Origin of the sequence: Algoriphagus jejuensis, from assembly GCF_039523455.1 — a bacterium.
In the GTDB taxonomy this organism is placed as follows: Bacteria; Bacteroidota; Bacteroidia; order Cytophagales; family Cyclobacteriaceae; genus Algoriphagus; species Algoriphagus jejuensis.
In genome coordinates, this window is sequence record NZ_BAAAFI010000006.1 from 69,700 (window position 1) to 89,623 (window position 19,924).

At 46.5% G+C, this 19,924-nt stretch carries 19 protein-coding genes; 4 read left to right on the plus strand and 15 right to left on the minus strand.

The window, feature by feature from the left end:
- Positions 1-2: 2 nt before the first annotated feature.
- From ABD031_RS07275 to cmk, 3 genes are all read right to left on the minus strand, one after another.
- Positions 3-1,352 carry a Na(+)-translocating NADH-quinone reductase subunit A gene (locus tag ABD031_RS07275; RefSeq protein WP_343849870.1) on the minus strand — a complete coding sequence of 450 codons (1,350 nt, stop codon included), beginning with the start codon at positions 1,350-1,352 and terminating at the stop codon, positions 3-5.
- 120 nt (positions 1,353-1,472) lie between these two features.
- Entirely contained in the window at positions 1,473-2,369 is an 897-nt protein-coding gene (locus ABD031_RS07280) for a 4-hydroxy-3-methylbut-2-enyl diphosphate reductase (RefSeq protein ID WP_343849872.1), read from the minus strand.
- Entirely contained in the window at positions 2,353-3,057 is a 705-nt protein-coding gene (gene cmk, locus ABD031_RS07285) for a (d)CMP kinase (RefSeq protein ID WP_343849874.1), read from the minus strand. Before cmk ends, ABD031_RS07280 begins: the two co-directional genes overlap by 17 nt.
- A 131-nt stretch (positions 3,058-3,188) precedes the next feature.
- Between cmk and ade the strand changes: the two genes are divergently transcribed.
- Positions 3,189-4,826, plus strand: coding sequence for an adenine deaminase (gene ade / locus ABD031_RS07290; RefSeq protein WP_343849876.1), 1,638 nt, complete (start codon positions 3,189-3,191; stop codon positions 4,824-4,826).
- A gap of 3 nt (positions 4,827-4,829) precedes the next feature.
- Here the strand turns inward: ade and ABD031_RS07295 are convergent, their stop codons facing one another.
- Positions 4,830-5,264, minus strand: coding sequence for a hypothetical protein (locus tag ABD031_RS07295; RefSeq protein WP_343849878.1), 435 nt, complete (start codon positions 5,262-5,264; stop codon positions 4,830-4,832).
- A gap of 76 nt (positions 5,265-5,340) precedes the next feature.
- Here ABD031_RS07295 and ABD031_RS07300 point away from each other — a divergent pair, with 76 nt between their 5' ends.
- Complete coding sequence (locus tag ABD031_RS07300) at positions 5,341-6,294, plus strand: metallophosphoesterase family protein (protein ID WP_343849880.1); 954 nt, start codon at positions 5,341-5,343, stop codon at positions 6,292-6,294.
- A gap of 77 nt (positions 6,295-6,371) precedes the next feature.
- On the opposite strand, the gene ABD031_RS07305 is transcribed toward ABD031_RS07300, so the two are convergent.
- Entirely contained in the window at positions 6,372-7,952 is a 1,581-nt protein-coding gene (locus tag ABD031_RS07305; protein WP_343849882.1) for a peptide chain release factor 3, read from the minus strand.
- Between the two features lie 262 nt (positions 7,953-8,214).
- Positions 8,215-9,450 (minus strand): ATP-binding protein, encoded by a 1,236-nt coding sequence (locus tag ABD031_RS07310; protein ID WP_343849884.1) that lies wholly within the window; start codon positions 9,448-9,450, stop codon positions 8,215-8,217.
- Positions 9,451-9,680: 230 nt separating this feature from the next.
- Between ABD031_RS07310 and ABD031_RS07315 the strand changes: the two genes are divergently transcribed.
- Complete coding sequence (locus tag ABD031_RS07315; protein ID WP_343849886.1) at positions 9,681-10,151, plus strand: Dps family protein; 471 nt, start codon at positions 9,681-9,683, stop codon at positions 10,149-10,151.
- Positions 10,152-10,333: 182 nt separating this feature from the next.
- Here ABD031_RS07315 and ABD031_RS07320 read toward each other — a convergent pair whose 3' ends face one another.
- From ABD031_RS07320 to ABD031_RS07360, 9 genes are all read right to left on the minus strand, one after another.
- Entirely contained in the window at positions 10,334-11,644 is a 1,311-nt protein-coding gene (locus ABD031_RS07320) for an ABC transporter permease (protein WP_343849888.1), read from the minus strand.
- Positions 11,637-12,530 carry an ABC transporter ATP-binding protein gene (locus ABD031_RS07325; protein WP_343849890.1) on the minus strand — a complete coding sequence of 298 codons (894 nt, stop codon included), beginning with the start codon at positions 12,528-12,530 and terminating at the stop codon, positions 11,637-11,639. The genes ABD031_RS07320 and ABD031_RS07325 overlap by 8 nt, the downstream gene beginning before the upstream one ends.
- A gap of 7 nt (positions 12,531-12,537) precedes the next feature.
- A complete protein-coding gene (locus tag ABD031_RS07330) occupies positions 12,538-13,422 on the minus strand; it encodes a hypothetical protein (RefSeq protein WP_343849892.1) in 885 nt (294 codons plus the stop codon).
- 80 nt (positions 13,423-13,502) lie between these two features.
- The gene (gene dnaJ / locus ABD031_RS07335; RefSeq protein WP_343849894.1) at positions 13,503-14,612 is read right to left on the minus strand and encodes a molecular chaperone DnaJ; all 1,110 of its coding nucleotides are present in this window, start codon (positions 14,610-14,612) and stop codon (positions 13,503-13,505) included.
- Positions 14,613-14,619: 7 nt separating this feature from the next.
- Positions 14,620-15,177, minus strand: a complete 558-nt coding sequence (locus ABD031_RS07340; protein ID WP_343849896.1) for a nucleotide exchange factor GrpE — start codon at positions 15,175-15,177, stop codon at positions 14,620-14,622.
- A gap of 82 nt (positions 15,178-15,259) precedes the next feature.
- Entirely contained in the window at positions 15,260-16,252 is a 993-nt protein-coding gene (gene obgE / locus ABD031_RS07345) for a GTPase ObgE (protein WP_343849898.1), read from the minus strand.
- 76 nt (positions 16,253-16,328) lie between these two features.
- Positions 16,329-16,901, minus strand: coding sequence for an adenylate kinase (locus ABD031_RS07350; protein ID WP_343849900.1), 573 nt, complete (start codon positions 16,899-16,901; stop codon positions 16,329-16,331).
- A gap of 18 nt (positions 16,902-16,919) precedes the next feature.
- Complete coding sequence (gene hpt / locus ABD031_RS07355) at positions 16,920-17,459, minus strand: hypoxanthine phosphoribosyltransferase (protein WP_343849902.1); 540 nt, start codon at positions 17,457-17,459, stop codon at positions 16,920-16,922.
- 9 nt (positions 17,460-17,468) lie between these two features.
- Entirely contained in the window at positions 17,469-18,377 is a 909-nt protein-coding gene (locus ABD031_RS07360; protein WP_343849904.1) for a zinc-binding metallopeptidase family protein, read from the minus strand.
- A gap of 176 nt (positions 18,378-18,553) precedes the next feature.
- On the opposite strand from ABD031_RS07360, the gene ABD031_RS07365 reads away from it, so the two are divergent.
- Entirely contained in the window at positions 18,554-19,828 is a 1,275-nt protein-coding gene (locus ABD031_RS07365) for an OmpA family protein (RefSeq protein WP_343849906.1), read from the plus strand.
- The last annotated feature ends 96 nt before the right edge of the window (positions 19,829-19,924 follow it).

Genomic DNA, 19,924 nt, shown 5'->3' on the forward strand with positions numbered 1-19,924 from the left:
TCTTAACTATACATTAATAATTCAATCCCGTGTCTTACCAACACCTGCAATTCATTTTTGGAAGGATCTACAAACTCGCACAAGGCAACGTCCTCTTCGACAAGCTCATACAGTCCCAATTCCTCCATCTCGTCGTAGTCCTCTGCGATAATGGCTTTGAATAAGTAGGTCGGTAGAATGTCCATGGGAAGCACTTTTTCAAATGCACCCGTCACCACAAATGCTCTCTCTTCACCGTGAGTGTTGGTGTCGACTTTGAACTCTCCTTTGTTCAGGAATGAGAACATTCCCAAAGCTCTGTGGACGCTCAATTTGGAAGTGGTAGGCATTACCCAACCTAAAAACTCCTCATAGTCTCCCTCGGGGATCACGGTGATTTGACTGTGGTAAAATCCGAGGTGTCCGTCAAGATTGATCTTCTCTCCTGTCAGCACATTCCCTGATATCACGCGTACGTGGCCAGAATTAAGATTTCCTTTGACATAGGACGATACGTTGGCACCGGTGTAAGTTTTTACATAACCAGTCTTGGTCAATTCAGATCCAGTCAGCACGATGGTCTTTGAAGCATCATAAATCCCCTCCAATACCGCCTTTCCAATCTGAATCACTCCTACAGGGCTAACTGTCCAAGCGATTTCGCCTTTGTTGATCGGATCCAAGTGGTGGATCTGAATGCCGACGTTACCTGCTGGGTGCGCACCAGTGAACTGATTGACCTGTGCATTTTTAACGCCCGAGAAAATCGCCGGTGCAGGCTTGGATCCGTCGATGTTCACATGAACCTTCCCCGTGGTCAGCTTTGCCAAAGCGTCAATTCCCGCTTGGAAGAATTTTTCCTGCCCCTTGAGGGTGAACCCGTAATCTGGAGCCAATGGGTGTGAATCAAACGCAGAGATGAAAATAGCTTTCGGGCTATCTGCCGGATTGGCCACTACCCCGTATGGACGCTGGATGATGTTTGGCCATACGCCAGAAGACGCCAGCTTTGCAGCCAAGGCATCGCGATCCTGGTTGAGGTCAATCTTTCCAAAGTTTTCGTGGGTGATGGTTTGGTCAGCCAGAATCTTGATTTCGAGAAGCTTTCGCTTATCTCCTCTCTTGATCTCTACGATCTCTCCGGAAACCGGGGCTACGTAGAAAACCTGATCCATGGCTTTGTCGATCAGTATGGGCGTGCCGGCCTTGACGGTATCCCCTTCATTGACAAGGACTTTAGGGCGTTGGATCCCCGGAAAGTCTGTCGGCTTAATTGCGAAGGTCTGGGCAGACGCTAAGTTGGCCATCTCCAAAGGAGCCTTGCCTGCTAGCTTCAAATCGAAACCTTTCTTAAGCTTCACTATTTTAGACATATCTGTTTTTGAACTATGAGCTTTTGAAAAACGCCCCAAATCTAAAAAAAAACCTGTTGATATGGAGTGTATGTCACTTTAATTGTTCGAACTTTTGAATAGATGGACAGGCGGTGAATTTCAGGCATGAAGCATGCTTTCCTCGAGCCCTTCCACATAAGATTTCACCTGCTCCATCAGCCACATCGGCGTCGAAGTGGCACCGCAGATCCCCACCTTATCGCCGGACTGAAACCACTCGGGATCCAACTCCGATTCGTTTTCGATAAAGTAGCTTCTGTGATTTTCTTCCAGACAAACCTGATAGAGAGCCTTTCCATTGGAGCTTTTTTTTCCCGAAACAAACAGGATCACATCGTTGACCTGTGCAAATCGCTGCAACTGGGGCTCTCGATTAGACACCTGTCTGCAGATCGAGTCGTTGGCATTGAAGTCCACCTCGTTGATTTCTCCATTTGCAAGCTTGATCCGGTCTTCTATTTTCTGCGAAAGCTGGTAAAAGCCCTTGGTACTTTTGGTCGTCTGACTGAACAGTGTCACCGGACGAGTGTAGTCGATCTTTTCCAAATCGGCATCATCCATCACCACAACGGCTTTTTCCAAGGTCTGCCCGGTCAGGCCGATGACCTCCGCATGGCCTTTTTTTCCATAGATCACGATCTGCCCATCTTCACGCTCCATCTTATCGAAGGCATTTTTGACCCGATGCTGGAGTTTCAGCACCACAGGGCAAGAAGCGTCGATCAGTTCGATGTTGTTTTCGATGGCAGTTTTATAAGTTTCAGGAGGTTCACCGTGCGCGCGGATCAGAACTTTGCAGTCGCGAAGCTCGGCCAGCCTCTCCCTGTCGATGACCACCAGCCCTTTCTCACTCAGGCGGTTGACTTCCATGTCGTTGTGCACGATATCACCCAGACAATAGAGTCGGTCGCCATTTTCCATTTCGTCCTCGGCCATCTTGATGGCAAACTCGACTCCGAAACAGTAGCCTGAATTCTTATCAATGGTTACCTGCATACGTTTTTTCTTTTTCGATAACTTCCCTGGCCAGCTGCACGATCGTTGCTACCTGTCCCTCAAAGGTGAGATTACTTGTGTCAATTTCGACCGCATCGGCCACTTTTTTTAGCGGACTCTCTACACGGGAGGAATCGATCCTATCCCGCTCTGCCAAATTGGTCTTGATTACTTCTAGTTCCACCAGTTCGCCTTTTTCCAGCAATTCTTGTTGTCGTCTTATTGCCCTGGTTTCCAGATCAGCAGTCATGAATACCTTGAGCTCGGCATCCGGAAATACGACCGACCCAATATCCCGACCATCCATGACGACGCCCTTTTTCTTTCCAAGCCGCTGCTGTTGCGCGACTAGCTCTTTTCGGATTTCTTTGATCGTAGCGATTTCACTCACCTTCTCCGACACCCGCATGGTACGGATTTCATCCTCTACATTCAGTCCACCCAAGTAGGTTTCCTGTCTGTTGGTTTCTGGATTAAGGTGAAAGGACACCTCCAGCGATTTCAAGCCTTTTTCCACATCATGCGGATTAGCCGGGGAAAGGTAGTGGTTCAAAAAATGTACGGTAGCTGCCCGATACATGGCGCCCGAATCTATATAGGTGAAACCTAAATCCTTAGCGACCGCCTTAGCCGTTGAGCTCTTGCCACAACCTGAATATCCATCGATGGCGATTACGATTTTCCCCATTAAAAAAACCTGGCTTGATTTACTGCTTAATTTTGGGCAAATATAGTAGTTTTAATTCAAACCCATTCCCAAATCCCGAATCCAAGCCGGAGTATTGGCTGTCAAATTCGTTGGTTTTTAATCTCAAATCCATGAAAATCCAAGGCAATCTCGTCGACATTCCTAACCGAAAAATTTATGCAGCGACCCTAGAAATTATCGACGGGAAAATCAGCCAAATCCTAGAAATCCAGCCAGATGATTCCTTGCCATTTCTCATGCCCGGCTTCATCGACGCCCACGTTCACGTGGAAAGCTCCATGCTAGTCCCTTCAGAATTTGCCCGACTGGCAGTCGTTCATGGCACGGTGGCCACGGTCTCCGACCCCCACGAGATCGCCAACGTCTGTGGCATGGCCGGCGTGGAATACATGATCGAAAACGGAAAACAGGTGCCTTTCAAATTTTACTTCGGAGCTCCCTCCTGCGTACCTGCTACGCCTTTTGAAACCGCCGGAGGGGAGATCAATGCTGCTGACATCGAAAGCCTGATGGCACGTTCCGAGATCCACTACCTGGCGGAGATGATGAACTGGCCCGGGACGGTAAATCGGGATGAGCTCGTGATGGAGAAGATCCGAATCTCTCAGAAATACGGCAAACCCATCGACGGCCACGCTCCTGGATTGACGGGAGAGCTGGCGGAGAAATATGTCAGCGCCGGACCAAGCACGGATCATGAGTGTTTCACAGCTGAGGAAGCTTTGGGAAAATTGAAACTGGGGATGAAGATCGCTATCCGCGAGGGTTCGGCTGCCAAAAACTTCGAAGCACTGATCGACCTGATTGATGAGTATCCTGAGATGATCATGCTCTGCTCGGACGACAAGCATCCTGACAATCTGGCGGTCTCCCACATCAATGAACTTTCAGCTCGGGCTGTGGCCAAAGGGAAAGATATTTTCAAAGTACTTCGGGCTGCCTGCCTGAATCCCATCGATCATTATTCCCTGAATGTGGGACAGTTGCGGGAAGGAGACCCGGCGGATTTTATCCTGGTGAAAGACCTGGTGAATTTCAAAGTCCTTGGCACCCATATCAATGGAGAGAAAGTAGCTGAAGATGGAAAAACCTTGATTCCTTCTGTCAAAAACGAGCTCATCAACAACTTCCATACTTCTCTAAAAAAACCAGAGGACTTTCAACTCAAAGCCAAAGGCTCTAAAGTTCGGGTGATCGAAGCCCTGGATGGACAATTGATCACGCCGGAAATCTCGGGTGAAATCATGGTAAAGAATGGCTTGGCCGACTCCAATCCAGCCGAAGACATCCTTAAGATCGCCGTCATCAATCGCTACCAAGATGCTCCACCTGCCGTCGCTTTTATCAAAAACTTTGGCCTAAAAACAGGAGCGATCGCTTCCTCCGTCGGGCACGATTCGCACAATATTCTAGCAGTCGGAATAGATGGCGCATCCATCTGCCGGGCCGTAAACCTGATCATCGAAGCCAAAGGCGGTGTCTCGGCTGTAACTGGAGATCGGGAAGAAATTCTTCCACTCCCAGTCGGAGGAATCATGTCAGCTTCCGATGGCTACGAAGTGGCAGCTGCTTACACCCGCATCGACCGACTTGCCAAAGAGATGGGAGCGACGCTCAACTCACCTTTTATGACCTTGAGTTTTATGGCATTGTTGGTGATCCCAGATCTGAAGTTGAGTGATAAGGGATTGTTTGATGGGCAAAGGTTTACGTTTTCTGAGGTATTTTTAGAAAACAATCAAGGCTAACATTCAGTCTTTACAATTATAGATCAAATCAATTTCTAATATCTGATCAGCTCTTTTTACAACCATTTGCAAAGAACTTGCTTCTTTGAACAAAGAATCTCCAATTATCAATTTCTCAAAAGCCCCGCTATCCTCTATTACAAAAATTCTAGATTCATAGTCAACACCATCAAAACTAACTATTATTGTTTCATAGTCATGGTTTCGCTTGTCTCGATACTTTTTGGCCAGTTTTCCTTTGAAGGATTCTTCCTTTGCGTATTTCTCAGTTCGACAAATACTATTATTTGCTGGATCTATTGGTTCTAGATCAATTAACACCAGCACCAATTTGGCGATAGCAAAAATCGAAATCGCCCCAACTACCGTCAGTAACATTAAATTTTTCCACATCTGTAAATTTCTTTTACAAGCCTGCAAAACTACTCCAATTGCCAAAAATAATAGCTAACAGACTGGTCTTTCCCCACCCCTTTTAGGGTATCACTTAGACGTCTACCCATAAAATCGAACCATGGCAAAAGAAAAAACCGGAAACCTGAACCGGAGGCAGTTTATCCAGACATCCGGACTGGCGATGGCCGGTATGCCTTTCCTTTCCCTCGCTTCGCAAAAACCAGAAAGTAGAATTGCAAAGGATTCCCCGGAAACCAGCTTTGAGTTTTCCTTTCTGACGGACATCCACCTCAAACCGGAAATGAACGCTCCCCTGGGTTTTCAGATGGCCATCGACAAGGTGAATGAGCTAAATTCTGATTTTGCAATCATGGGAGGAGACTTGGTGTACGATGTGATGCGCGGTGACTATGAGCGAAGCGATATGCTCTTCGATCTCTATCAGAAGATGAGTCGGGGATTTAATATGCCGGTGTACAATTGCGTCGGAAACCATGATTTGTTCGCGATCTATCCCGAAAGCCCGGAAGACGCCAACCACCCGGATTATAAATACGGGATGTGGGAACGGTATTTTGGCAAGACCTACTATTCCTTTGACCACAAGGGCTGGCATTTCATTGTCCTCAATTCCCTGGATGTCACAGAGGATAAAAAATACAAGGGTGTCTTCCACGCAGAGCAGCTGGAGTGGCTGGCTGAGGATCTCAAAAACACCGACCAAAGTACCCCCATTGTCGTCACCACCCACATTCCTATGCTCAGCACTCACTGGCAGCTCAAGGGACAAAACGGAGCCGTCGGCGTGGAAAACTCCGCGGAAGTAATCCGGATGCTGGAAAACCACAACCTAAAACTGATCCTGCAGGGCCACATCCACTGGAAGGAATACGGCATGGTCAATGACCGCTTTGACTTTATCACCGGTGGCTCCATCGCAGGAAACGGATGGAAAGGCAGAAGACACAACACCAAGGAAGGCTTTGTGCAGATCAAAGTCCAAGGGGAAAATTACTCCTGGGAATACATCGACCATGGATGGGAAGCCGAGCGGCTCAGACTCCAACTTTGACGCAACTCTCCAAGGGTTTCAAACCCTTGGAGAGTTCTGCTAAAGAGGCCCTTGGAGAGCTGGAGTGGTCAGGTTTCTTAGTACTCAGAAGTAAAGTGAAACTCGATATCGGGATAGTTGTCCTGCACCATTTGGAGCCATGATTTGGACTCGGCCATAAAGACCAGCTTGTCATTTCGGTCTCTGGCGATGTAGCGGTTTTTGGAGCGGACAAATTCGTCCAGTTGTTTTTTGTCTTTGCTGGTGATCCAGCAAGCTTTGTAGAGGTTCATCGGATGAAACTCCACTGTGGCGTTGTATTCATTTTTCAGCCGGAACTGGATGACCTCAAACTGAAGTTGGCCGACGGTTCCTACGACTTTTCGGGAACCAATATCAAAGGTAAAAAGCTGTGCGACTCCTTCTTCCATCAGTTGCTTGAGACCTTTCTCCAGCTGCTTGGTCTTCATCGCGTCCTTGTTGACCACTTCCCGAAAAATCTCCGGTGAAAAGCTCGGAATCCCGGTAAACACCATGTCCTCGCCCTCAGTCAGCGTATCCCCGATCTTCAGGTTTCCCGTATCGTAAAGTCCGACAATATCTCCGGGAAAGGCCTCGTCGATGATCTCTTTTTCCTGCGCCATAAACTGCGTGACGTTGGAGAAGCGAAGCGGTTTTGGCCCGCGGACGTGATTGTAAGGTTTATTTCGTTCAAAAGTACCCGAGCAGATTCGTAGGAAGGCGATGCGGTTTCTGTGGTTCGGATCCATGTTTGCGTGGATCTTGAAGACAAATCCAGAGAATTTCTTCTCCTCCGGCATTACTTCACGGATATCTGTCTCCCGGCTTTTGGGAGTTGGAGCGATCTTGATAAACGTGTCAAGCATCTCATTGATCCCGAAATTATTCACTGCAGAGCCGAAGAACACCGGGGCTATCTTTCCTTCCAAGTACTCATTGACGTCGAATTCCGGATACACGCCCTCGATCAAGTCCACATCTTCTCGCAATTGTTTTGCATAGCTCGGTCCGATCAACTTTTCCAGCTCTGGATCATTTACATCTTCAAACGACTGACGCACATCGCTAAGCTTTCGCTGGGAAGGCGTAAAAAGATTGAGTTTATGGTCAAACAGATTGTAAACACCTTTGAATGTCTTGCCCATACCTATCGGCCAAGAAAGCGGATGACACTGGATTCCCAGCTTTTGCTCCACTTCTTCGATCAGTTCATAAGGATCGCGGCCTTCTCTATCGAGTTTGTTGATAAAGCAGATCACCGGCGTGTTTCTCATCCGGCAGACTTCCATGAGTTTCTCGGTCTGGATTTCGACGCCTTTCACACAGTCGATCACCATGATCACCGAATCGACCGCAGTCAGCGTGCGATACGTATCCTCCGCAAAATCCTGGTGACCGGGCGTATCGAGCAGATTGATCTTGATGCCTTTGTATTCAAAACCCATGACCGAAGTCGCTACGGAGATTCCTCTTTGCTTCTCAATCTCCATCCAATCCGACTTGGTTGCCGTGTCAATTTTGTTGGATTTCACCGCGCCTGCGGTCTGGATCGCTCCGCCAAAAAGCAACAGTTTCTCCGTCAAAGTGGTCTTTCCAGCATCTGGGTGGGCAATGATGGCAAAAGTTCTGCGTTTTTGGATCTCGTTAGTCAGACTCATGGATATTGATTTTCAGCGGGCAAAGGTAGGGAAAAAATAGGTTGAAAGGGTGCAAAGGTGAAAGTTGGGAAGTCTTAGCCCAATTTGGATTTATGATTTACGAAGGACGATTTACGAGGTTATGGGGTAAATTTTCGCTCTTCGATAGTCCATCGTTTTTCACTTCATGAAAAAAGAACAACCGTATCAACCGAAAAAGTCAACAATGAGCAAGCCGCCTTGAAGTTCTTAGAGGCATCGTAAATCGAAAATCAAAAAATCGTCAATACTCCAAAATCCCCTCCGTAATAAACTGCGAGGCATCTTCCAAATTGCCCAAAAGCATGATTCGAAAAGTCGTACCGACTCCAACCTCAGAGCTTTTGACAAAAATTTTCCCTCCATGATAGCCTTCTACGATCCGCTTGGCTAGTGTCAATCCCAATCCCCAACCTCGTTGGCGGGTTGAAAATCCCGGATAAAACACCTTTTTAAAGTTCTTTTTTTCGATTCCCTTGCCGGTGTCGGTGATGTCCACGATGACATATTTATCACTGTCTTGCAGGACAGTGATGGTGATTTCCCCTCGACCCTTCATCGCGTCGACTGCATTTTTGCAGATATTCTCGATTACCCACTCGAGCAGAGGCTTGTTCATCATCGCATCCAGATCTTTAGAATCGGCGTTGATGTGGAGTGACACCTTGGTGGAAATTCTCGGCCGGAGGTAGGTGATCGTCTCTTCGATGACTTCATAGAGGTTTTCGGACTGGATTACCGGCTTGCTCCCAATGCTGCTAAAACGCTCGGTCACCATTCTGAGTTTGACCACATCCTTGTCCATTTCTTGGATGATCTCCTTGTTTTCCTCCCACACAGGAGAATTTCTCAGGTAATCAATCCAAGCCATCAGCGAGGCAATAGGAGTTCCAAGCTGATGCGCTGTCTCCTTCGTCAATCCGGCCCAAACCCGGTTTTGCTCGGCGATTTTGCTTTGGTTGAAAAGCGCATAGGCCAGCGCACCAAACACCAGAATCACCGCAAGTTGGATATAGGGGTAAAAGCGGAGATTGGTCAATAACTCAGAATTGCGGTAAAAAACGCGCACATCAGCCTCCAGCAGATAGATGGGTTCATACTCCTCCTGCATCTCCAGAAGCTCCCGTTCCAGCGTTTTAAGGGAGTCAGCCTCATCCGCATTATTTTTGAATTTGATGTTCCTGAACTCAATCGGCGCACCTTCCGAATCCACCATGATGATGGGAATCGAGTGATTTTGCTGGATGATTTCCTGATTGATGAAAGTCAGGTTCTCCGAGGTCGTAGCCGCATATTCGAGCGCAGAGGACAGAAGTTGGATCTGCCTGCTTTCTCGCTCCCTCAGCTCGTCGACCAGCAGGCTGGTGTACCAGATTGATCCCGAGCCGATCAAAAAGGAGACTAGGAAAACCAGCCATTTGACTTGCTTTCTGTTTTGGTAAAAATCGATGGAGGTGAGATCCTGGAATCGCTTTGCCATTCAGTCTTAGGTGGTTTTCGGAGTATTAACTCCCAAATATCATTGATAGTATGAGTCGGGAATAGATTTTATCAGTTGGTCTTTCCTCCCGGCATTTTGTAAATTTATGCCTAAATCATGCAGGAATAAACAAAGAAAAATGTGAAATCGAGCATATCGATAACCTCCCACAAAGGATTTCTTGTCCACCTGCAGGATTCCATACGGCATTTCAAAAACCTAATAATATTATGAAAACAAACGACATCGGATTAGAAATAAAGGAATCCAAGCCCTTGGTCAAAAAGCTCAACGTGCTCCTGGCCAATTATCAGATCTACTACCAAAACCTGCGAAACTTCCACTGGAACGTCACCGGCGCAAATTTTTTTGAGCTTCACGCGAAGTTTGAAGAGCTCTACACTACGGCTAACCTGGCGGTAGACGAGATTGCCGAAAGGATTCTGACCTTGGGCGAACGACCTTTCTCTTCCTACGCCGAATACATCGACAATTCGGGGATCAAAGAAGCACTCGAGGTGAAAGACGCATTGAAAATGGTGGAAATTATCCGCAACAACCAGAATGACTTGCTAAGTCTGGAAAGAAAAACCCTCGAAGCCGCTGGAGAAGCCGCAGATGAAGGTACGGTTTCGCTGATGAGTGACTTTATTACGGAGAAAGAAAAGGTCGTCTGGATGCTTTCCGCCTACCTGAAATAATAAAGAAAGTACCTCCGCAATTTTGCCAGTGATCGAGTCTGTTTCTTCACGGGTCGGAAGACCGAAGGCCGATGTTTCGGCACAGCCGGAGTTTACCGTTGATTTGAATGGACTAATCCAGTTACTGGCATAAAAGCGGATAACCATATAACAAAGAATCCCGGCTTCACCGGGATTCTTTATTATTGGCTGGCTTTGATCCATTTCCATAGAATCTTATAGGTCGGCTTGGTCCCGTGCATGAGGATCCCGATGCGGTAGATTTTCCCGGCAAGCCAGGTCGTCGACAAAAAACCAACGACCAGCAGGCCCATGGACAAGGCCAACTCCCAAAACGGAACTCCATAGCTGATCCTGCCCATCATTGCGATGGGCGAGGTGAGCGGGATGATACTAAGCCAAAATGAGGTCGTACTGGTGGGATCTTGAAGCACAAACACAAACAAGCCCATATAGGCGACGATCAGCGGAATGGTAATCGGGAACATAAACTGCTGGGCATCCGACGGAGAATCCACGGCAGAACCGATGGCCGCAAACAAAGCTCCATAAAGCAGGTAGCCTCCCAAGAAATAGACCATAAAACTCGCCACCAGCGCAAAAAAATCAATGCCGCCGACTACTGCCAGTATATCGGCCAATTCGCTAGAATCGGGTGTGGCTTGCGCAAATTCAGGATTGGCCAACTCCATCGCCTGCTGTTGCGGCATCTGCATCCCGAGCACTCCCATCACAATCGAAGAAAGCGTTCCAATCAGCACCACCCAGATCATAAACTGAGTCAAGCCGACCGCACCGATTCCAACGATCTTGCCCATCATCAACTGAAATGGCTTGAGCGAAGACACCAGAATCTCTACGATTCGCGTGGACTTCTCTTCGATCACGCCCTGCATGATCTGATTACCATAGACAAAGATGAAGATGTAGATCAGAATTCCCGCGAGAAAACCGATGGCATAGTTGACGTTGGCGTTGTTGATTTTTTCTTCGCCTTTCTCTCCCAGAATGATGGATTGAATGGCAACATCGGTTCGAACGTCTTTCAGGATTTTGGGGTCAATTCCCTGCGCATAGAGCTTCTGATCTTCAATTTTGCGCTTGAGGGCACTTTCCAAGTAACCCATCAGACTCATACTGGGATTTTCAACCCCGTAGTATTGAATGCCCTTGGGGTTTTCCAGATCTAGCTTTGGGATATACAAAAAACCATGGCGTCCTCCATCCTGCACCATTTTTTTGGCAAGCTCTGGATCGTCGATCGAAGAAGTAAACGCATACTGCTCTGAACTCTCCATAAAAAACAAATCCGTCTCATCTATTACTTCGACGATGCGGAGGGATTGGCTGTCTTTTTCTTCCAAGGCAATCCACACAAATACGCCCATGATGGCGGGGAAAATCAATGGGGTAAGAATCGTTGCGATCAGGAAGGATTTCTTTTTGACCCGCGCTAAATATTCCCGCTGGATGACCAGTAAAATCTTACTCATTTGACGACGCTTTTACCTGATGAATAAAAATCTCCTCCATACTCGGAATCTGCTCCCGAAACATAACCACTTCTCCATATTCCATCAACTCTGACAGCAATTGATTGGGAGTTTTGCCGGAAAGAGGGAGGGTAAATTCCCAAGCCTCATCCGAGAACTTCGGAATCCATTCCTGAGGCAAATCCAGGGCTGGATTTGCTATTGCCACCTGAAATACTTCCGGACGAAAACTCCGCTTCACCTCTCGGATCGTACCGTCTAGGATTTTTCGGGATTTGTTGATCATGGCTACTTGGTCGCAGAGGAGTTCGACAGACTCCATGCGATGGGTGCTCAGGATCACGGTTGTTCCCTTTTCCTTGAGTTCCAGAATCTCATTTTTGATGATTTCCGCATTGACCGGATCAAAGCCGGAAAAAGGCTCATCCAGTATCAGCAGGGAAGGTTTATGTACGATAGTCGCGATGAACTGCACCTTTTGCGCCATACCTTTAGACAGGTCTTCAATTTTCTTTTCTCTCCAAGAAGCGATTTCCAGTTTTTCGAGCCATGCCTTGATCTGGATTTTGGCTTCGCTGTCGCTGAGTCCTTTCAGTCTTGAAAAATAGATCAGCTGATCCCAAACCTTCATTTTCTTGTAAAGACCACGCTCCTCAGGCAGATAACCGATTTTTCGGATATCATCTGGAGAAAGCATTTTCCCATCCAGCTCCACAGACCCACTGTCCTGCTCGATGATTTGATTGATGATACGGATCAGGGTAGTCTTGCCGGCGCCATTTGGCCCCAAAAGTCCAAAAATCACGCCCTTTGGCACTTCGAGGTCCACGTCCGTCAGTGCCCTGTGATTTTCGTAGGATTTGTTTATCTGAGTAATTTGCAGCATTCTCGGTTTATTCGATGGTAATCGAACCTACACCCACATCCAAAATCAGCTCAAGCAGTCTTGGGTCCGAGGCTTTATATCCTTTGGTGACGTAGGTTTCCTTATCCAAGGATCTTAAATGTTTGGGGATAACAGTGCGACACATAGGAGTCGTCTTCATCCTGATCTTGACAGGCGTGGACTCTGGCGGAAGCTTCAGGTAGATGCTGCCCCCACTTACCGCTGCAATCACCTGGCTGGCGCTTGCCAAGCCGTCACTGTAGTTCAGATCGATTTTCCCGTAATTGACCTCGATGATCACTTTGCGGGAATTGGTATAGTTTGCGTCCTGAATTTCTACTACGCCCATATTCAAGGTCACTAGCAAGGTGTCCATCTCGATCTGGTTTGGAACCGAAATCCCATAATGGATCTTCACGTCGGCACTTGCACTTTTTACTTTAAGCTGGGAGACTGCTATCTGAGCGAGGTCAAATTCCGACCTTCCGACTCCCAAGTTGAACTCAAGGTGATAGAGAAAATTAGAGGCTAGCCCCAAGTCCCAGGAATGGTCAAAATCTGTATTGTCTGAAAAAAGCTTGGATGTGATGCTTTTACCCAGGTTGTCAGATTCCACATTCTTGTGAACCAACCTGGCATCCAGCATATTGTCGTGGACAGAATACTTGAAGTCGGGAAGCATATTCGATTTCAATAAATGTCCGTGAACGTAGATCGGGTCTGAGGAAATCACCCGTTTGAGCTGGGTAAAACTTTTGTAAGAAGAAAAATTGAGATAGACCATTTCATAGCCTTTTCTCTCGGTGACTTTGTACTCCTTTACAAACTGCGCCTGAACGGGAATCGCCCCCACCATGATCCAGAATACAAGCAGACACAGTTTTTTAAGCATACCGATAGGTTACGAGGTGACTTTGAAAAGGTTTTTTAAAAATATAAAAAAAGCCGGAATCGCTTCCGGCTTTCAGGTTTTTAGAAAAACTCCTTCATTTTGTCAAAGAAAGACTTGTCTTGCTTTCCCGGATCGGGCTTGAAATTTTCTGAAGCCCTCAAAGATTCCAAAACGTTCCTTTCTTCTTTGGAAAGCTCGGTGGGTGTCCAAATATTGACCATAATCAACTGGTCGCCTCGAGTGTACCCGTTGATATCTTTGATTCCTTTTCCTTTCAGACGAAGCATTTTGCCGCTCTGTGTTCCCGGGTCGATTTTTATCTTCACTTTGCCATCGATGGTCGGCACTTCTATCGAAGCTCCGAGCGCAGCATCTACGAAGGATACATACAGATCGTAGATCACGTTGTTTCCTTCTCGCTGAAGCACGTTGTCCTCAGCTTCTTCGATCACGATGAGCAAATCTCCCGCAATACCACCCGGAATTTCATTCCCTTTACCAGACATGCTCAGCTGCATTCCTTCGCCAACGCCGCCTGGTATGTTGATCGAGATGACCTCCTCTTTGACGATCAATCCACGTGAATCTGCCTCAGCAGGTTTTTTGTCCACAATTTGACCACTTCCGCCGCAGACTCCGCAGGTGCTGGCTGAAACCATCTGGCCCAGCATCGTATTGACGACTTTCTTGACCTGACCAGAGCCCTGACAGGCTCCGCAGGACTTAAAACTCACACCCGCCGCAACTACATGGCGCTTTACTTTGATTTTTTTCTCAACTCCATTCGCAATCTCTTGCAGATTGAGCTTTAGTTTCACCCGAAGGTTGGTGCCTTTCTTGGTTCGTCGGCCACCGCCTCCACCGCCAAAGAAGGATCCGAATCCTCCTCCGCCACCGAAGATATCGCCAAACTGAGAGAAGATATCTTCCATGTTCATTCCACCTCCGCTGTAGCCCCCATTGCCGCCCAGACCCTGATGACCAAACTGGTCATAGCGTGCCTTCTTGTCTGTATTGCTGAGCACTTCATAGGCTTCAGCAGCTTCTTTGAATTTATCTTCAGCCTCAGGGTTATCCGGGTTTTTGTCCGGATGAAACTGGATTGCTAATTTTCGATAGGCTTTTTTGATCTCCTCTGCGCTGGCAGATTTTGAAACCCCAAGAACCTCATAGTAATCTCGTTTTGCCATAATATTTTTATGCTCCGGTTACAACCTTGGCGTATCTCACGACCTTTTCACCCAGGGTATAGCCCTTTTCGACTACATCTATGACCTTACCCTTCAGCTCTTCCGAAGGTGCAGGAATCTGGGTAATCGCTTCCTGGGTATCTGGGTTGAAAGGCTTACCCGACAAATCTCCCATTACCTTTAATCCTTTTGTCTCAAGGATTCTGACAAGTTTTTGGAAGATGAGCTGGTTACCTTCTCTGATTTTCACTGAATCGGTCTCCGTCTCAGAAGCCTTGAACGCTCGCTCAAAGTCATCGACTACAGGGATCAAGTCTTTCAAGACATCCTCAGAGGCGTTGGTAATAAGGTCAATTCTCTCCTTCGAAGTTCTTTTCCTAAAATTTTCGAAGTCTGAATACAGTCTGAGATACTTCTCTTTCAATTCGGCAATCTCAGATTCGAGTTTAGCCTCATTGATTTCGGCTTCCATCGAGGTCTCACCTTCATTTTGAGGAGTTCCCTCTAAAAGCTGCTCCTCTGACTCCTGATTTAATTCTTGATCCACTTGTTCTTTATTTTTCATAGAAATTAAGCAATGGCTGGTTTCTGTTTTGGGAAATGTCAATGACTTTGCCAGAACGCTTTTCCTGCCAAAGTGACATTTATCAGGCGTGAATCGCCTGCCAAACGAGGTCTTTGAGTTTGTCGAGGTTGTATTGGCTCACGGCAGAGATAAAGATATAGGGAATGTCCTTCGGAATCTCCTGCGCCATTTCCTTCATCAGTTCCGCGTCCAGCATATCGGCCTTGGAGATTGCCAGGATTCTCTTTTTATCCAACAATTCTGGATTGTATTTCTCCAGCTCGCCAAGCAAAATCCGGTATTGCTCCTCAATACTTGTCGCGTCGGCTGGTATCATAAACAACAAAATCGAATTACGCTCGATGTGCCGCAAAAATCGGATACCAAGTCCTCTGCCTTCTGCAGCCCCTTCGATGATTCCCGGAATATCAGCCATCACGAACGACTGGTCATTGCGATAGCTGACCACTCCCAAGTTTGGCACCAGCGTCGTAAACGGATAGTCGCCGATCTCAGGCCGTGCAGCCGAAATAGAAGCCAACAGCGTCGATTTTCCGGCATTGGGGAAACCGACTAAGCCGACGTCCGCTAACAGCTTCAGCTCCAGAATTATCCATTCTTCGATACCTGCTTCACCTGTTTGAGCAAAGTGTGGAGCTTGATTCGTTGCAGTTTTGAAATGATCATTCCCCAGTCCGCCACGTCCGCCCAAAGTCAAAATAACTTCTTGGCCATCTTCGGTGATTTCGAACCGCTTTTCACCCGTCTCAGCGTCTTTGGCAATTGTACCGAGAGGAACGTCCAAATACACGTCTTTGCCTTCTGCTCCTGTCCTTCGTCCACCTTCCCCACCTCGACCGGACTCAGCGATGACGTGTTTCTTATATTTAAGGTGAAGCAGTGTCCAATGTTGGGCATTTCCGCGGACGATAATGTGTCCACCGCGACCGCCGTCTCCGCCGTCTGGACCACCCTTGGGGACATGTTTCTCCCGTCGGAAGTGAACAGAGCCTGCACCTCCGGCGCCGGATCGTGAACAAAATTTTACGTAGTCAATGAAGTTGGAATCTGCCATTTTATAAGAAAGAAAAAGGCTAAGCCCAGAAGCTTAGCCAAATCTTGGTTTTGCAAAATTAACGATTTGAAGTGAATCAGTAGCTATCCATCACTTCGGAAATCTCCTCGAAGATCTCATCGATCCCTCCTACTCCATTGATACTCGTGTATTTATCTTGTTTTTCGTAATATTTTGCGACTGGCAGCGTCTCGTCCAAATACACTTTGATACGAGTATTGACTTTCTCCTCGTTCTGATCGTCAGCTCGGTTGGATGTTTTTCCTCTTTCCTTTATCCGCTCTTTTAGGATTTCATGCGGCACGTCCAAGGCAATCATACCGGAGATTTTCATTCCGTTACTGATCAACATAGCGTCTAGGGCCTCCGCCTGAGCGGTAGTTCTAGGGAATCCGTCAAAGATGAATCCCTTGCTGTCTTTCGTTGTGGAGATTTTATCTTCCACCATGCTGATCACCACTTGATCAGGCACCAAATGCCCCTGATCCATGTAGGTTCGGGCAAGTTTTCCCAAATCCGTACCCTCGCCGAGGTGTTTTCTGAAGAGATCTCCCGTAGATAGGTGGGTGAGTCCGTACTTTTCAATCAGCTTTTCACTTTGAGTGCCTTTGCCCGCACCCGGAGGACCAAACAATACTATATTCAGCATTCCAGAAATCATTTTTATTTAAGTTTCACTTAATTGGTACAGATTGGGGAGATTTCGCCCCAGGCCATCGTAGTCTAGCCCGTAGCCGACGACAAATTTATTGGGAATTTCAAATCCGACATAGTCCAAACCGTAATTAAACTGGAATGCATCTTTTTTGAACAAAAAAGTGGCGATCCGCAAGCGCTTGGTATTGTGCTTGGAAAGCTCAGAAATGAGGTAATTCATACTTATTCCCGTGTCGACTATATCTTCAACAATAAGCACATTTTTCCCTTTGAGATCAGTAGTCAGTCCTAGCAGAGACTTGACCTGCCCCGTGCTATTCGTGCCTGAATAGGAAGAAATCCTCAAAAACTCCACGCTTACCTGGAGATCGATCGCCCTCGCCAAATCAGCCATTACGATAAAGGATCCATTTAACACCCCGAGGAGCACCAACTCCTCTCCAGAAAATTCCTTGCTGATTAGTCTGCCGATCTCAGACATCTTGGCCTTGATTTCTTCCTCGGAAATCATTAATTCAAAAGAAAGATCCTTGACTTTTATCTTTTTCATGCTTCCAAATTAAAGCTTCTCCATCAAGAAACTATACATCCGCAGCATGCAGTCCAAATCGAAAAGAGAAACCTTTTCATCCGGCGTATGAACTTGATCTTCGGCTGCACCTACAAAACACCAATCGATAAAATGTGACGAAAACTGAACTTCTCGTCCATCGCTACCTCCATATGCTTCAACTTCCAATTGGAAAGGAACACCGCTTTTTTCAGCAAAACTTACCAACTTGTTGATAAATTTCTTCCTTGGTATATATTTATCTCGGATGGAAATTACCACTCCTTTATGGTGTTCGACACCTTCTGTAATCCACGTAATATCAGATATAAGAGCCTGTCGGATAGGGCTATTGGTTTGAATAAAATTAAGCAAAGCAGGCATGCTCCCGCCGCCATGCTCTTCGTATGTTGAAAACACAACCCACCCATTTTCAAGGGTTTCACATAATTTTAATGCATTGTAAATACCCAATCTGTTATCAAGATATGCGGCTTGAATATACTCCTCATCCACTCTAATATTCTGTTCAAAGGAAAGTCGAGTCCCACGGTCTATACCCCTAGGCAAATCATGGAAGCAAGCTTGCTCATCACCAATAATCCTACACAAAATATCCCCTTTACTATCTCTCCCCACTAATCGAGTACCCTCTATTACCTCCGGGCCACCAACGGCCACGAGTTGATTTTCGTACCGAGTCATAAACCCGATCGTATCTAGGTGGGCAAATACCGCTGTCCGAGGCACCCCGAATTTCAGCATCAGGCAATCGTGGTATTCTTCGCCAAAATATATCTCTGGCGGAACCTTCCAAATAGAAGACTGTTTCCGAACGTAATCGAAAATAAAGTGCGCAATTTCCGTTTCATCTCCAGAAACACTATGTTTAAACAACAATTCAGACAAAAATTTCATTTTGGCATCGATTATGTAGTTAAATTTTCCTGTTGGAAATTTAAAAAGTCTGGATAATTTTTATTCCCAAGATTGCGATTTAAATTAATCGGCTAGATTTGTAATAAATTAAAAGTTTATAAATTTGCGCTCACACTTATAACATTCACTCAAAACTTGAACAAAAATTTTTTGTCATGAAAAAATTTATACTCTCATCTCTTATGGCCGGCGCATTAGCATTAACTGCTAACGCTCAGGAATTTAACAAGTTCTCTCTAGAGGCTACTGGTGGTTTCAACAAGCCTATGGCTCCGTTGACCCCAGGCTATCTTTCTCCTACTTTAAACCTAGGCCACGTGGATTTCGGCGTGCGCTATATGTTTAATGAGAAATTTGGCCTCAAATTGGACTACGGATTGGGTTCATTTAAGGAAGTCGACGGAGACAGTCCTTCTTTTGACACCAAATACAACAGATTTAATCTTCAGGCTGTAGCCAACATGGGCCGCATCATGAACTTCGAGTCGTTCTCTAGATCATTTGGGTTATTGTTACATGGCGGCGCGGGTATCGGGCTTGTTAACCCTGAAGAAAACACGTTCAACGATTTTGACGACAATGTCTACACTCTTATTTTCGGTATTACGCCGCAATTGAAACTAGGAAATAGAGTCGCATTGGTTGGTGACATTTCTACCGTTCTCAATGGTCGGCAGACTGTTAGCTTTGACGGAGCAACCGCAATCGGACCTGAAGAACCGGGATACTATGGCGCAAACGGTACTTGGTGGACAGGTACAATTGGTTTGAACTTTTATCTTGGCAAGGCAGAGCAGCATGCTGATTGGTACATTGCAGCTGATAAATATGCTACCAAAGAAGAATTGGCTACTCAAATCAACGGCATTAAAGACATGCTGAAAGATTCTGACGGCGACGGCGTTCCTGACTACTTGGATAAAGAGCCAAACACTCCAGTTGGGGCTCGTGTAAACTCCTCAGGAACTACGCTTGATTCTGATGGCGATGGCACTCCTGATCACGTTGACAAATGTCCATTCCAACCTGGACCTGCGTCTCAGGGAGGTTGCCCAGTTGAGGTTGTTGCTGATGAAACCGACTACTTGAAGAAAGCAATCAATGATGGCTATGTAAACGTATACTACGCATTCGACAGCTCTAAGCCACTTGGCTACTCAGTAAGTGCTGCTCAATATGTATCAAACTTCCTAAAAAGAAATCCAGGGGTGAAAGTTGAAGTTAAAGGATATGCCGACGAATTAGGCCCTGAAGACTACAACATGAAGCTTTCTGAGAAAAGAGCAAAAGCGGTTTATGACCTACTTGTTTCTTCAGGAGTTGATGCATCTAGAGTTTCTTACAAAGGATACGGTGAAGACACTTCTGTAGACAAAGCCTCTGCAGATGCTCGCCAGATGGCAAGAAGAGCTAGCTTCGAAGTCAAATAAGGAATGTAATACCTGTTTATATCGAAAGCCCGATCAAACTGATCGGGCTTTTTTTCGTGCCAATTCGAATCTAATTACCCTTTATGAACCTCAGCA

What these genes read in the sequence shown, in the direction of transcription:
- ABD031_RS07275 (WP_343849870.1), bottom strand. Translation starts at nt 1,352, where the DNA reads ATGTCTAAAATAGTGAAGCTTAAGAAAGGTTTCGATTTGAAGCTAGCA.
- ABD031_RS07280 (WP_343849872.1), bottom strand. Translation starts at nt 2,369, where the DNA reads ATGCAGGTAACCATTGATAAGAATTCAGGCTACTGTTTCGGAGTCGAG.
- cmk (WP_343849874.1), bottom strand. Translation starts at nt 3,057, where the DNA reads ATGGGGAAAATCGTAATCGCCATCGATGGATATTCAGGTTGTGGCAAG.
- ade (WP_343849876.1), top strand. Translation starts at nt 3,189, where the DNA reads ATGAAAATCCAAGGCAATCTCGTCGACATTCCTAACCGAAAAATTTAT.
- ABD031_RS07300 (WP_343849880.1), top strand. Translation starts at nt 5,341, where the DNA reads ATGGCAAAAGAAAAAACCGGAAACCTGAACCGGAGGCAGTTTATCCAG.
- ABD031_RS07305 (WP_343849882.1), bottom strand. Translation starts at nt 7,952, where the DNA reads ATGAGTCTGACTAACGAGATCCAAAAACGCAGAACTTTTGCCATCATT.
- ABD031_RS07310 (WP_343849884.1), bottom strand. Translation starts at nt 9,450, where the DNA reads ATGGCAAAGCGATTCCAGGATCTCACCTCCATCGATTTTTACCAAAAC.
- ABD031_RS07315 (WP_343849886.1), top strand. Translation starts at nt 9,681, where the DNA reads ATGAAAACAAACGACATCGGATTAGAAATAAAGGAATCCAAGCCCTTG.
- ABD031_RS07320 (WP_343849888.1), bottom strand. Translation starts at nt 11,644, where the DNA reads ATGAGTAAGATTTTACTGGTCATCCAGCGGGAATATTTAGCGCGGGTC.
- ABD031_RS07325 (WP_343849890.1), bottom strand. Translation starts at nt 12,530, where the DNA reads ATGCTGCAAATTACTCAGATAAACAAATCCTACGAAAATCACAGGGCA.
- ABD031_RS07330 (WP_343849892.1), bottom strand. Translation starts at nt 13,422, where the DNA reads ATGCTTAAAAAACTGTGTCTGCTTGTATTCTGGATCATGGTGGGGGCG.
- dnaJ (WP_343849894.1), bottom strand. Translation starts at nt 14,612, where the DNA reads ATGGCAAAACGAGATTACTATGAGGTTCTTGGGGTTTCAAAATCTGCC.
- ABD031_RS07340 (WP_343849896.1), bottom strand. Translation starts at nt 15,177, where the DNA reads ATGAAAAATAAAGAACAAGTGGATCAAGAATTAAATCAGGAGTCAGAG.
- obgE (WP_343849898.1), bottom strand. Translation starts at nt 16,252, where the DNA reads ATGGCAGATTCCAACTTCATTGACTACGTAAAATTTTGTTCACGATCC.
- ABD031_RS07350 (WP_343849900.1), bottom strand. Translation starts at nt 16,901, where the DNA reads ATGCTGAATATAGTATTGTTTGGTCCTCCGGGTGCGGGCAAAGGCACT.
- hpt (WP_343849902.1), bottom strand. Translation starts at nt 17,459, where the DNA reads ATGAAAAAGATAAAAGTCAAGGATCTTTCTTTTGAATTAATGATTTCC.
- ABD031_RS07360 (WP_343849904.1), bottom strand. Translation starts at nt 18,377, where the DNA reads ATGAAATTTTTGTCTGAATTGTTGTTTAAACATAGTGTTTCTGGAGAT.
- ABD031_RS07365 (WP_343849906.1), top strand. Translation starts at nt 18,554, where the DNA reads ATGAAAAAATTTATACTCTCATCTCTTATGGCCGGCGCATTAGCATTA.